This window comes from Citrobacter sp. MGH105, assembly GCF_001037485.2.
Lineage (GTDB): Bacteria > Pseudomonadota > Gammaproteobacteria > Enterobacterales > Enterobacteriaceae > Citrobacter > Citrobacter portucalensis.
On the sequence record NZ_CP073048.1, the window covers coordinates 757,363 to 770,569 of the forward strand.

General features: G+C 53.3%; 13 protein-coding genes. 8 read left to right on the plus strand and 5 right to left on the minus strand.

What is annotated here, in order from left to right; genetic code table 11:
* Positions 1 to 105: 105 nt before the first annotated feature.
* Positions 106 to 1,584, minus strand: coding sequence for an outer membrane channel protein TolC (gene tolC, locus SK35_RS03675; protein WP_095533102.1), 1,479 nt, complete (start codon positions 1,582 to 1,584; stop codon positions 106 to 108).
* Between the two features lie 199 nt (positions 1,585 to 1,783).
* Here tolC and nudF point away from each other — a divergent pair, with 199 nt between their 5' ends.
* The 5 genes from nudF to parE are packed head-to-tail and all read left to right on the plus strand — an operon-like array spanning position 1,784 to position 6,189.
* Complete coding sequence (gene nudF / locus SK35_RS03680) at positions 1,784 to 2,416, plus strand: ADP-ribose diphosphatase (RefSeq protein WP_048215533.1); 633 nt, start codon at positions 1,784 to 1,786, stop codon at positions 2,414 to 2,416.
* Entirely contained in the window at positions 2,413 to 2,835 is a 423-nt protein-coding gene (locus tag SK35_RS03685; RefSeq protein WP_003024582.1) for a DUF1249 family protein, read from the plus strand. The genes nudF and SK35_RS03685 overlap by 4 nt, the downstream gene beginning before the upstream one ends.
* A gap of 24 nt (positions 2,836 to 2,859) precedes the next feature.
* Positions 2,860 to 3,687 (plus strand): 3',5'-cyclic-AMP phosphodiesterase, encoded by an 828-nt coding sequence (gene cpdA, locus SK35_RS03690; RefSeq protein ID WP_008785825.1) that lies wholly within the window; start codon positions 2,860 to 2,862, stop codon positions 3,685 to 3,687.
* Positions 3,687 to 4,268, plus strand: a complete 582-nt coding sequence (yqiA, locus tag SK35_RS03695; RefSeq protein WP_003024575.1) for an esterase YqiA — start codon at positions 3,687 to 3,689, stop codon at positions 4,266 to 4,268. The genes cpdA and yqiA overlap by 1 nt, the downstream gene beginning before the upstream one ends.
* A 28-nt stretch (positions 4,269 to 4,296) precedes the next feature.
* Positions 4,297 to 6,189 carry a DNA topoisomerase IV subunit B gene (parE, locus tag SK35_RS03700; RefSeq protein WP_003024571.1) on the plus strand — a complete coding sequence of 631 codons (1,893 nt, stop codon included), beginning with the start codon at positions 4,297 to 4,299 and terminating at the stop codon, positions 6,187 to 6,189.
* Positions 6,190 to 6,295: 106 nt separating this feature from the next.
* Here parE and SK35_RS03705 read toward each other — a convergent pair whose 3' ends face one another.
* The 4 genes from SK35_RS03705 to qseB all read right to left on the minus strand — a co-directional run bounded on the left by SK35_RS03705 (position 6,296) and on the right by qseB (position 9,337).
* Positions 6,296 to 6,610 carry a putative quinol monooxygenase gene (locus SK35_RS03705; RefSeq protein ID WP_003024557.1) on the minus strand — a complete coding sequence of 105 codons (315 nt, stop codon included), beginning with the start codon at positions 6,608 to 6,610 and terminating at the stop codon, positions 6,296 to 6,298.
* A gap of 30 nt (positions 6,611 to 6,640) precedes the next feature.
* Positions 6,641 to 7,222 carry an NAD(P)H-dependent oxidoreductase gene (locus tag SK35_RS03710; RefSeq protein ID WP_003828397.1) on the minus strand — a complete coding sequence of 194 codons (582 nt, stop codon included), beginning with the start codon at positions 7,220 to 7,222 and terminating at the stop codon, positions 6,641 to 6,643.
* Positions 7,223 to 7,331: 109 nt separating this feature from the next.
* A complete protein-coding gene (gene qseC / locus SK35_RS03715) occupies positions 7,332 to 8,681 on the minus strand; it encodes a quorum sensing histidine kinase QseC (RefSeq protein WP_048215534.1) in 1,350 nt (449 codons plus the stop codon).
* Positions 8,678 to 9,337: a quorum sensing response regulator transcription factor QseB gene (qseB, locus tag SK35_RS03720; protein WP_048215535.1), complete on the minus strand. Its 660-nt coding sequence runs from the start codon at positions 9,335 to 9,337 to the stop codon at positions 8,678 to 8,680. The genes qseC and qseB overlap by 4 nt, the downstream gene beginning before the upstream one ends.
* 150 nt (positions 9,338 to 9,487) lie before the next feature.
* Here qseB and SK35_RS03725 point away from each other — a divergent pair, with 150 nt between their 5' ends.
* From SK35_RS03725 to plsC, 3 genes are all read left to right on the plus strand, one after another.
* Entirely contained in the window at positions 9,488 to 9,886 is a 399-nt protein-coding gene (locus SK35_RS03725; RefSeq protein ID WP_003024544.1) for a YgiW/YdeI family stress tolerance OB fold protein, read from the plus strand.
* Between the two features lie 118 nt (positions 9,887 to 10,004).
* Positions 10,005 to 12,263, plus strand: coding sequence for a DNA topoisomerase IV subunit A (gene parC, locus SK35_RS03730; protein WP_003828391.1), 2,259 nt, complete (start codon positions 10,005 to 10,007; stop codon positions 12,261 to 12,263).
* A 195-nt stretch (positions 12,264 to 12,458) separates the two neighbouring features.
* Positions 12,459 to 13,196 carry a 1-acylglycerol-3-phosphate O-acyltransferase gene (plsC, locus tag SK35_RS03735; RefSeq protein ID WP_003024540.1) on the plus strand — a complete coding sequence of 246 codons (738 nt, stop codon included), beginning with the start codon at positions 12,459 to 12,461 and terminating at the stop codon, positions 13,194 to 13,196.
* Positions 13,197 to 13,207: the final 11 nt, after the last annotated feature.

Genomic DNA, 13,207 nt, shown 5'->3' on the forward strand with positions numbered 1-13,207 from the left:
GGATGACTGGTCGAAATTGAAGCGGTAAGAGGCGAGAATGCGGAAGAAGGGGCGGATCTTTACGTTGTCTTACGTTCAGACGGGGCCGAAGCCCCGTCATCAGCATCAGTTACGGAACGGGTTGTTGCCGGTGCTGCTGGTTGAACGTACTGCTGTCGGCTGCGCCGCAGGCGTCGCGCTGTTGGACGTATAACCGTCCGCCGCGGCATCTTGCTGCGCGTTTTCCGGCGCGATCGAATCCGGGGTCGTGGATACGGGTTTACCCAGCGTATTATTCAGTGCCACCAGATCCTGCTCGTTCAGCGTACCGAGCGCAGATTTGACGTTTAACTGGTTGATAAGATAGGTATAACGCGCATTCGCCAGTTGCTGCTTGGCGTTGTACAGCGTGGTGGTGGCATCCAACACATCCACAATGGTACGTGTACCTACGGAATAGCCGGCTTCCATCGCATCCAAAGAACTTTGTGCAGAGACAACCGCTTGTTTGTACGCGTTAATGCTACTGATAGACGCATTAATGTTGTTGAACGAAGAACGAACGGTCTGCACCACGCTGCGGTGTGCGCTTTCCAGCTGTTCACTCGCGCCAACAAAGTTGTACTGCGCTTGTTTCACCTGCGAGTTAACCATTCCGCCCTGGTACAGCGGCAGCGAGAAGCTCAGACCGATTTTGTTCTGGCCCATGTTGCTGTCGTCATACTGGGAGCTGTTGGTTTTAGACCCGCTGTACGAGGTGTCAGATACCCCGGTAGAGGCGGTCAGGTCCAGAGTCGGTAAATGACCATCCTGCGCCAGACGAATCTGCTCACGTGCCAGATCCTGGCTCAAGCGGGCCTGCAATAACGACAGGTTGCGGTTTTCTGCTTCTTTCAGCAGCGCGTTTACCGCCTGCGGTTTGTTGGTTTTAAAACCATCAACGTTCAGTGAAGCCAGTTCCGGGTAGTAGTTACCGGTTACCTGGCGCAGCTGTTCTACCGCGTTATCCAGATTGTTACGCGCGGTAACTTCGTTCGCCAGTACAGTATCGTATTGTGAGCGGGCGTTTTGTACGTCAGTGATGGCAACCAGGCCAACGTTAAAACGCTGAGTGGTCTGATCTAACTGACGATAGACCGCATCTTTCTGTGCCTGGGTATAAGAAAGCACGTCAATTGCGTTCAGTACGTTAAAATAGGCCGTGGCGGTATTCAGGATCAGCGTTTGCTGATCGGTCTGATAGGTCACGTCCTGAATGCCTGCTGATTTTTCTTGCAGCGTCAGGGCACGCCATTTAGACATGTCAAAAATAGACTGAGTTAACTGCAAAGATGCGCTGGTGGCGTTGGAGTTGACGCCATTTGCATCACGGTAGCCATTGCTGTAGGTGTAATCGGCACCTAAACCCAGTTGCGGCAGTAATGGGCTACGCGCTTCGTTAATTTTTTCGAATGCAGCATCGCGATCGGCGGCGGATTTACGCAATTCCGGGTTGCTCAGGCGTGCTTGCTGATAAACCTGCATCAGGTTTTCTGCCTGGCTCAAAGTACTGAACCCCGACAGGCTCAGGCCGATAAGGATGGGGAGCAATTTCTTCATTTGCATTCCTTGTTGTGAAGCAGTATTTAGCGCTGATCAAATTGTAAAAATATTTGCTGATTCTAGCAGAATCCGCCACTTCAAAAAGTTGGCGTTACGTGCCATACGGCGTTAATTTGCATCAATTTAACACAAGGGCGTTCAAACATCAGTCAAACGACCTTGAAATTCACATTTTAATCACTATTGGTTTCAGGACAGCACAATGAGTAAACCAGACAACTTGCCAATGACTTTCACTAAAAATGATGTAGAAATTATTGCACGAGAAAAGCTATACCGCGGTTTTTTTTCACTGGATCTTTATCGGTTTCGCCATCGCCTGTTTAACGGGGGGATGAGCGGCGAGGTAACGCGCGAAATTTTTGAGCGCGGACATGCGGCAGTCTTGCTACCCTTTGACCCTGAGCGAGATGAAGTTGTGCTGGTCGAGCAGATCCGTATCGCGGCATTTGATACCAGCGAAAGCCCGTGGTTACTGGAAATGGTGGCCGGGATGATCGAAGAGGGCGAAACCGTTGAAGATGTAGCCCGTCGTGAAGCAATGGAAGAGGCCGGGCTGGAAGTTAAACGGACGAAGCCAGTTCTGAGCTATCTGGCAAGCCCGGGTGGCACCAGTGAGCGCCTGTCTATTTTAGTCGGCGAAGTGGACGCCACGACCGCGAGCGGGATCCATGGTCTGGCTGATGAAAACGAAGATATTCGTGTTCATGTGGTAAGCCGGGAACAGGCTTACCAATGGGTAGAAGAGGGGAAAATCGACAACGCAGCGTCTGTCATCGCCTTGCAATGGTTACAGCTGCACTATCAAGAGTTAAAAACTGAGTGGAAAAAATGAAGCGTTACACACCTGACTTCCCTGAAATGATGCGTCTGTGCGAAACCAACTATTCGCAATTGCGCCGCCTGCTGCCACGTAATGATGCAGCCGGTGAAACAGTGAGCTATCAGGTAGCAAACGCACAATATCGGTTAACGATCGTGGAATCGACCCGATACACTACGCTTGTTGCGATCGAACAAACGGCACCGGCCGTCACATACTGGAGCCTGCCTTCATTGACCGTGCGCCTGTATCATGACGCAAGGGTGGCTGAAGTGTGTTCAAGTCAGCAGATCTTTCGCTTCAAAGCGCGGTATGATTATCCAAATAAAAAGTTGCATCAACGCGACGAAAAGCATCAAATTAATCAGTTTTTGGCCGACTGGTTACGGTACTGTTTAGCACATGGAGCGATGGCGATTCCGGTTTATTAGCGTCGTGAAACCTAAGGACACCATTTGGAAAGCCTGTTAACCCTTCCTTTGGCTGGTGAGGCCAGAGTCAGGATCTTACAAATTACAGATACTCACCTGTTTGCCGAAAAGCATGAAACGCTGCTGGGTGTGAACACCTGGGACAGCTATCAATCCGTACTGGATGCAATACATGCAGAGTCGCCTGAGTACGATCTGATCGTCGCGACGGGTGATTTGGCGCAGGATCAATCCGCTGCGGCTTATCAGCATTTTGCTGAGGGCATCGCAAGTTTTCGTGCGCCCTGCGTTTGGCTACCGGGTAATCACGATTTTCAGCCGGCAATGTACAGCGCGCTGCAGGATGCGGGCATTTCCCCGGCCAAACGCGTTTTCATTGGCGAACAGTGGCAAATATTGTTGCTGGACAGCCAGGTGTTCGGCGTTCCCCACGGTGAGTTAAGTGAATTCCAGCTCGAATGGCTGGAGCGTAAACTTGCTGATGCGCCAGAGCGTAATACCTTGCTGCTTCTGCATCATCATCCTCTGCCTGCGGGCTGCAGCTGGCTCGATCAGCACAGTCTGCGTAATGCCGCTGAGCTGGATAACGTGCTGGTGAATTATCCTCGCGCCAGGTATCTATTGTGCGGGCATATTCATCAGGAACTGGATCTGGACTGGAACGGTCGCCGTCTGCTGGCGACGCCGTCGACCTGTGTGCAATTTAAACCGCACTGTTCCAACTTCACATTGGATACCATCAGCCCAGGCTGGCGGACGCTGGAGCTTTTTGCCGACGGGACGTTGCAGACTCAGGTACGTCGTCTGCAGGGTAATCGGTTCCACCCTGATACCGCTTCAGAAGGCTACTGATGTCTACGCTTCTCTATCTTCACGGATTTAATAGCTCTCCTCGTTCGGCGAAGGCGTGTTTACTGAAAAACTGGCTGGCGGAACACCACCCGCACGTTGAGATGATCGTGCCGCAGCTACCTCCGTATCCTGCGCAAGCCGCAGAGATGCTGGAATCGATCATTCTTGAACACGGCGGAGAGTCGCTGGGGATTGTCGGTTCCTCTTTAGGCGGCTATTACGCCACCTGGCTGTCGCAATGTTTTATGCTGCCGGCAGTGGTGGTGAACCCTGCCGTACGGCCTTATGAACTGCTGGTCGACTATCTCGGTCAAAACGAGAACCCCTACACGGGGCAGCAATATGTGCTAGAGTCACGCCATATTTACGATCTTAAAGTCATGCAGATTGACCCGCTGGAAGCGCCGGATTTGATCTGGCTGCTCCAACAAACGGGCGATGAAGTGTTGGACTACCGCCAGGCGGTGGCGTATTACGCCTCCTGCCGTCAGACAGTTATTGAGGGCGGAAACCACGCATTCACGGGCTTCGAAGATTATTTCAACCCGATTGTCGATTTCCTTGGACTGCACAGTTTCTGACGATCAATTCGAATTGCTTATTTAAACCATGACGCAAACTTATAACGCTGATGCCATTGAGGTACTCACTGGGCTTGAGCCGGTACGCCGTCGCCCTGGGATGTACACCGATACGACCCGTCCGAACCATCTTGGGCAGGAAGTGATTGATAACAGTGTGGATGAAGCACTGGCGGGCCACGCAAAACGCGTGGACGTGATCTTACATGCCGACCAGTCTCTGGAAGTCATTGATGACGGACGCGGCATGCCGGTAGATATTCACCCTGAAGAAGGCGTTCCGGCGGTTGAGCTGATCCTCTGTCGTCTGCACGCGGGCGGCAAGTTCTCTAACAAGAACTACCAGTTCTCCGGTGGTCTGCACGGTGTGGGTATCTCCGTTGTTAACGCCCTGTCCAAACGTGTGGAAGTGAACGTGCGCCGCGACGGGCAGGTATACAACATCGCGTTTGAGAATGGCGATAAAGTGCAGGATTTACAGGTTGTCGGTACCTGCGGCAAACGCAATACCGGGACCAGCGTGCACTTCTGGCCGGATGAAAGCTTCTTTGACAGCCCGCGTTTTTCTGTTTCGCGCTTAACGCACGTACTGAAAGCAAAAGCGGTACTGTGCCCAGGCGTTGAGATCACTTTTAAGGATGAGGTCAACAACAGCGAGCAGCGCTGGTGCTACCAGGATGGTCTGAATGACTATCTGAGCGAAGCGGTGAATGGCCTACCGACACTTCCGGAAAAACCGTTTATCGGTAATTTCAGCGGTGAGACGGAGACGGTGGACTGGGCGCTGCTCTGGCTGCCGGAAGGCGGCGAGCTGCTGACCGAAAGCTATGTGAACCTGATCCCAACCATGCAGGGCGGTACGCACGTTAACGGTCTGCGTCAGGGACTGCTGGATGCGATGCGCGAGTTCTGCGAATACCGTAACATCCTGCCGCGTGGCGTGAAGCTGTCGGCGGAAGATATCTGGGATCGCTGTGCTTATGTGTTGTCGGTAAAAATGCAGGATCCGCAGTTTGCCGGACAAACCAAAGAGCGCCTCTCTTCGCGTCAGTGTGCGGCATTCGTCTCTGGCGTGGTGAAAGATGCATTCAGTTTGTGGTTGAACCAGAACGTGCAGTCAGCCGAACTGCTGGCTGAGATGGCGATTTCCAGCGCGCAGCGTCGTCTGCGTGCGGCGAAAAAAGTAGTGCGTAAAAAGCTGACCAGCGGTCCGGCGCTGCCGGGTAAACTGGCGGACTGTACCGCACAGGATCTTAATCGCACCGAACTGTTCCTTGTCGAAGGTGACTCCGCGGGCGGATCGGCCAAGCAGGCGCGCGATCGTGAATATCAGGCGATCATGCCGCTGAAAGGTAAGATCCTCAATACCTGGGAAGTCTCTTCCGATGAAGTGCTGGCTTCGCAGGAGGTTCACGATATTTCCGTGGCGATCGGTATCGATCCGGACAGCGACGATCTGAGCCAATTGCGCTACGGCAAGATCTGTATCCTGGCGGATGCGGACTCCGATGGCCTGCACATCGCTACGCTGCTGTGCGCGCTGTTTGTGAAGCACTTCCGCACGCTGGTGAAACACGGTCACGTCTACGTGGCGCTGCCGCCGTTATACCGTATCGACCTCGGTAAAGAGGTGTATTACGCGCTGACGGAAGAAGAGAAAGCGGGCGTACTGGAGCAGTTAAAGCGCAAGAAAGGCAAGCCGAACGTGCAGCGCTTTAAAGGTCTGGGTGAAATGAACCCGATGCAGCTTCGTGAAACTACGCTGGATCCGAACACCCGTCGCCTGGTGCAGCTCATTATCGATGATGAAGACGATCAGCGTACCAACGCAATGATGGATATGCTGCTGGCCAAGAAGCGTTCTGAAGATCGTCGTAACTGGTTGCAAGAGAAAGGCGACCTGGCGGATCTCGAAGGGTAATTGCATGTAAAAAAGCCGGAGACGGGCGTAAAATGCCTTATCCGGCTCTCATCTGACGAAGCGATTTATGCCGGATAGCTAAGCGTCACCCGGCAAATCGACAATCTTAAATGCCCGACTCCAGAATACGAATATTCATGTCCAGCACGTCACCTTTCACGGCTTCGCTGTAGGCTTTCATATGCGGGGTCTGCAAATGCGCTTCAAGATGCGCGATGCTTTCCCACTGCTCAACCATCACGATTGAATCTGGCGCTGTGGTCTGAAAACTCACACCTGCGGCGTGATCCACCATCGGCGCATAGCCGTGGCAGCCTTCTTCTTTCAGTACGGTCGGAACGATTTTGGCAAACTGATCCAGTACCGCCTGGCGGTGATGTTGACCTGGACGTGTACGGATTTCTGCAATAACGGTAAGCATGGTTAACTCCTTCTAATTCCAGGTTACCAGTTAACCAAAAATTTCGGTCAGATGCTTGCGATATTCTGCGATATAACGCGGGACGTCCGGCATTTTAATCACGTCATTGGTGATAAAGGTCGGCAGCGCTTCCATTCCCAGGAACTGGTTTGCTTTATGGAACGGGAGATAGACGCCATCAACGCCAACGCCATGGAAGAACTGGTCTTTTTCAGTGAAGGCTTCCATCGGTGCGTTCCAGGTCAGGGACAGCATGTATTTTTTGCCCTGAATCAGCCCGCCGGAGCCGTATTTTTTTGAGGCATCTGAACGTGTGCGGCCGTCGCTGGCGTACAGCGTACCGTGACCTTCGGTAAACACGTCATCGATGTATTTTTTCACGGTCCACGGTGCGCCCATCCACCAGCCTGGCATCTGCCAGATAACCGCATCGGCCCAGACGAAATTCTGCACTTCTGCTTTTACGTCATAATCGCTGTCTGCGCGTACGACTTTAACATCATGCCCGAGGTCGCGCAGGATACCGTCCGCGACCTCGGTCAGGGTGTCATTCAGTTGACCATTAGAATGGCCGAATTTTTTCGCCCCGTTGATAATCAGAATGTTGCTCATTTTGTGTCCTCAAGGAAATACGTTTGAGGACGATTTTACTCCCACCAGCGGTACGGTGAAATTAGCAAAATGTGCAAAGTCTTTTGCTATATGAGCAACAATAACGCAATTACCAACTGACTTTTGCTTCAAAGCCACCTTCCGGAGCGTTGCCGAACGAGGCTGACATTCCATGCAGTGTTGCGATACGACGGACAATCGACAGACCGAGACCGCTGCCGGTCACGCTTTGTCCCGGTGGACGATAAAAGCGTTCACCGATGTGTGTAAGTACCTCTGGCGCAACGCCAGGACCGTTATCTTTGACGCTGAAGTTACGGGCGTTGAGCGTCACTTCCACAATGCTCCCCTGCGGACTGTAGCGAATGGCATTATCCAGCAGATTTCGTACCATCAGGCTCAGCAACAGCGGCTGTCCTGTACGCGTGATATTGTGCGCGTTAATCTGCAAACGTACGTCAATGTGCGCCTGCTGGGCCGGGTGGTAGATATCCATCACCGCGGATTGCAGTAGCTCCTCCAGCGAGATTTCTGCCACATCCTGAAGATTATCGAGGGAGTCGAGGCGCGAAAGCGTCAGGAGCTGATCGACCAGTCGGGTGGCGCGTTCAATTCCCGCATGCAGCTGCACCAGCGCTTTTTCCCGCGTTTGCGGGTCGTCGTCTGACAGTTGCACCACTTCGGTTTGCACCTTCAGCGCGGTCAACGGACTGCGCAGCTCGTGAGCGGCGTCAGAGGTAAAGCGCCGTTCGCGGACCATCATAGAGTGGATGCGGGTAAACAGCTGATTAAGCGATTCAACCAGCGGGCGCACTTCGCTTGGCACACCTTTCGGGTCGAGCGGTTCTTCTGACTCCGGGGCGCGCCAGCGCAGAGCTTGCGCCAGTTTTTTTAGCGGCCTGAGTTCGCGACTCAGCATGACCACCAGGATCAGAAACATCAGCGGCAGCGCAACCAGCCACGGGGTTAACTGTGCGGTAAGGATCGACAGCGCCATATCCTCCCGGTATTCCCACTCCTGGCCCACCACAATGCGATATTTTCCATCAGCGGAATTCAGCCACAGGAAGCGCCAGGAATCGTTGTCGCCCCTGAGTTGGCCGTCGCTAAACCCCTCCCGGCTGTAGCTGTAGGGAATATCCTGGCCATTGTCGCCATCGTGTAGCACCATTTTGCCGTCGGTGGAGTAGATGGCAAACGCCAGTGCGTCGTCATCAATATGGCCATGTTTCAGTTTTTTTGGCGTGCGGGCCATATTGTTTGAGGTGGTGACATCGCTGATATCCAGCGTGCTAAGCCGCTTGGCGAACAGCATCAGCTGCGTATCAAACAGCTCATCGACATTATCGGTAGTCTGCCTCCAGGCCACAAAACTGGATACGGCCCAGGTTGCTGATGCCAGAATCAGAAAAATAAGCGTTAGCCTGACTCGCAGGCTGAGGCGTTGTGTGAGTTTCATGCGTCATCCAGGGTATAGCCAATGCCATGCACGGTACGGATAAAGTCGCTGCCGAGCTTACGGCGTAAGTGATGGACGTGGACCTCAACCGCATTGCTGGAGACATTTTCGTCCCAGGTATACAGTTTTTCTTCAATCAGTTTGCGGGGCAGGACGCGACCTTTGTTGCGCATCAGCAGTTCCAGCAGCGCGAACTCTTTAGGTTTGAGTGACAAAGGTTCACCCGCCGCCGTGGCGACCAGCGCGCCGGGATCGAGCGTTACCTGGCCATGGCACAATGTGTTGCTGGCCTGGCCACTGGCACGACGTACCAGTGCCTCCAGTCTGGCGGCAACTTCGATCAGCGCAAAGGGTTTGCACAGATAGTCATCTGCGCCCAGGCGCAGGCCTTCTACGCGTTCTGCCAGCGCGTCGCGAGCGGTCAGAATCAGCACAGGCTCCTGCTTTCCGTTGGCTCGCCATTCGCGCAAAATGTCCCGTCCGTCTATGCCTGGCAGCGTCAGGTCGAGGATTACCGCATCATAAGGTGCGCTGTAGAGTGCTTCTTTCCCTTGGCGACCTTCGGTAAACCAGTCGATGCTGAAACCCATTTTACTCAGACCTGTTTTCAGGCCATCGCCAATCAACGTGTCATCTTCGATCAGTAAAATACGCATATGTTCATCCCTGCGATAACTCATTTGCAGTCAGTAAACCTGTGGCTACAGTCTCTGTACAGCAAAAAAAGTATCTTTTTTTGCCTTAAGAACTTGTTAAGGATTAACTTATTTAATAGTCGTAAACCAACATGAAAGGGAGACATGACGATGAAAAAATTAGCTGCAATGGTTGCCGTAATGGCACTGTGTTCCGCACCTGTTCTGGCAGCTCAGCAGGGCGGCTTCTCTGGGCCAACGACAACCACCACGCAGAGCCAAAACGGCGGATTTGTCGGCCCGAACGGTAGCAGCACGACGGTAGAAAGCGCCAAATCACTGCGTGATGACACCTGGGTTACCCTGCGCGGGAACATCGTTGAGCGTATTTCCGACGACCTGTACGTGTTTAAAGATGCGACCGGCACGGTGAATGTGGATATCGATCACAAGCGCTGGAACGGCGTAACCGTCACACCGCAGGATGTGGTTGAAATCCAGGGTGAGGTGGATAAAGACTGGAACTCCGTTGAAATCGACGTGAAACAGATTACCAAAGTTGCTAAGTAATCCCCATCAGGGCCGCATTCGCGGCCCTTTTCTTTGTGACTCAACACGCCAGATAGGGTAGTATCTGCGGCAATATTGCCCTTCAATAGAGGGGTACAAAGTTGAGGAACCACGATTAATGAGCGATATGGCAGAGCGCCTGGCGCTGCATGAATTCACGGAAAACGCCTATCTGAACTATTCCATGTACGTCATCATGGACAGGGCGTTGCCGTTTATTGGCGATGGTTTGAAACCCGTTCAGCGTCGCATCGTATACGCGATGTCCGAACTGGGGCTGAATGCCAGCGCCAAATTTAAAAAATCCGCCCGTACAGTCGGTGACGTGCTGGGTAAATACCATCCGCACGGCGACAGCGCCTGCTATGAAGCGATGGTGCTGATGGCGCAGCCGTTCTCTTACCGTTACCCGCTGGTCGACGGGCAGGGGAACTGGGGGGCACCGGACGATCCGAAATCCTTCGCGGCGATGCGTTATACCGAATCACGCCTGTCTAAATATGCGGAAGTCCTGCTGGGTGAACTCGGTCAGGGAACGTCGGACTGGGTGCCAAACTTCGACGGCACCATGCAGGAGCCGAAGATGCTGCCTGCTCGTCTACCAAATATTCTGCTGAACGGCACGACCGGTATTGCCGTTGGTATGGCAACGGACATTCCGCCACATAATCTGCGTGAAGTGGCAAAAGCAGCGATTACCCTGATTGAGCAGCCGAAAACGACGCTGGATCAGTTGCTGGATATCGTGCAAGGGCCGGATTACCCGACCGAAGCGGAGATCATTACTTCGCGCGCGGAAATTCGTAAGATTTACGAGAACGGACGCGGCTCCGTACGTATGCGTGCGGTATGGACGAAAGAAGACGGCGCGGTGGTGATTTCCGCGCTGCCGCATCAGGTTTCCGGGGCAAAAGTGCTGGAGCAGATCGCTGCTCAAATGCGCAATAAAAAGCTGCCGATGGTAGACGACCTGCGCGACGAATCGGATCACGAAAACCCGACCCGTCTGGTGATTGTCCCGCGCTCTAATCGTGTGGATATGGAGCAGGTGATGAACCACCTGTTTGCCACTACCGATCTCGAAAAAAGCTACCGTATCAACCTGAACATGATCGGTCTTGATGGTCGTCCGGCGGTGAAAAACCTGCTGGAGATCCTCACCGAATGGCTGGCGTTCCGCCGCGATACCGTGCGTCGCCGCCTGAATTATCGTCTGGAAAAAGTGCTCAAGCGCCTGCACATCCTTGAAGGTTTGCTGGTGGCGTTCCTCAACATTGACGAAGTCATCGAAATTATTCGTCATGAAGATGAACCTAAGCCTGAGCTGATGTCGCGGTTTGGCATTTCTGAAACCCAGGCTGAAGCCATCCTTGAGCTGAAATTGCGCCACCTTGCCAAACTCGAAGAAATGAAAATCCGCGGTGAGCAGGATGAGCTGGCGAAAGAGCGCGATCAGTTGCAGGCCATTCTGGCTTCCGAACGTAAAATGAGTAACCTGCTGAAGAAAGAGCTGCAGGCCGATGCAGACGCCTATGGCGACGATCGTCGTTCTCCGTTGCAGGAGCGCGAAGAAGCGAAGGCGATGAGCGAGCACGACATGCTGCCATCTGAGCCGGTGACCATTGTGTTGTCCCAGAGTGGCTGGGTGCGTAGCGCGAAAGGCCATGACATCGATGCGCCAGGATTAAGCTATAAAGCGGGCGACAGCTTTAAGTCGGCAGTGAAGGGTAAGAGCAACCAGCCGGTGGTGTTCGTGGACTCGACCGGTCGCAGCTATGCCATCGACCCGATTACGCTGCCGTCGGCGCGCGGTCAGGGTGAACCGCTGACCGGGAAGCTCACGCTGCCGCCAGGCGCGACGGTTGAGCACATGCTGATGGAAGGCGACGATCAGAAACTGCTGATGGCCTCCGATGCGGGCTACGGTTTTGTCTGTACCTTCAATGACCTGGTCGCACGTAACCGTGCGGGTAAGGCGTTGATTACGCTGCCAGAAAATGCGCGCGTGATGCAGCCGGTGGTGATTGAAGATGAAACCGACATGCTACTGGCTATTACTCAGGCTGGCCGCATGTTGATGTTCCCGGTGAGCGATTTACCGCAGTTGTCGAAAGGCAAAGGGAACAAGATCATTAATATCCCTTCAGCGGAAGCGGCGAAAGGCGAGGATGGCCTGGCGCAACTTTACGTGCTGCCGCCGCAGAGCACGCTGACCATCCACGTCGGTAAGCGCAAAATCAAACTGCGTCCTGAAGAGTTGCAGAAAGTGACCGGAGAGCGCGGCCGTCGCGGCACGCTAATGCGTGGTCTGCAGCGTATCGACAGCATTGAGATTGACTCGCCTCGACGCGCCAGTCACGGCGACAGCGAAGAATAACGCTACCGTCCGGCTCTCCCTGTTAAAGCCCAGGGAGAGCCAACGTTAAAAATTCCCGTGAAACCGTTGTTTATTCGTGCGTTGCGATTAACAATACGCTTTTCCAGAGAGCCGCCCTTAACAAAGCCCTAACCTGATACCGCGTGATGAATCAGGTGACGTAAAATGCCAGGCTCTTAGGCCTTAGAGGTTGTTATGCTATATATTTTTCGTTTAATTATTACTGTTATTTACTGCGTTCTGGTCTGTATTTTCGGTTGCATATACTGTCTGTTCAGCCCACGAAATCCAAAACACGTTGCAACGTTCGGTCATATGTTTGGCCGCCTGGCTCCCCTTTATGGCCTGAAGGTCGAGTGCCGCATGCCGGCAGACGCGCAGAACTATGGTAATGCTATCTATATTTGTAACCATCAGAACAACTATGACATGGTTACCGCTGCGAATATCGTTCAGCCGCCGACGGTGACGGTAGGTAAAAAAAGCCTGCTGTGGATCCCTTTCTTCGGGCAGCTGTACTGGTTAACCGGTAACCTGTTGATTGACAGAAACAACCGCGCTAAAGCGCACAGCACCATTGCTGCCGTGGTGAATCATTTCAAAAAACGTCGCATTTCTATCTGGATGTTCCCTGAAGGGACGCGTAGCCGCGGTCGCGGTCTGCTGCCGTTTAAAACCGGCGCGTTCCATGCAGCGATTGCTGCTGGTGTCCCGGTCATTCCGGTGTGCGTTTCCACAACCTCGAACAAGATAAAACTCAATCGACTCAATAATGGTCTGGCAATTGTCGAGATGTTGCCACCGGTGGATATTAGCCACTTTGGGAAAGATCAGGTTCGTGAACTGGCAGCGCATTGCCGCACGCTGATGGAACAAAAAATCGCAGAACTCGATAAAGAAGTTGCTGAGCGGGAAGCCGCCGGTAAGGTTTAATCCGCGCAATT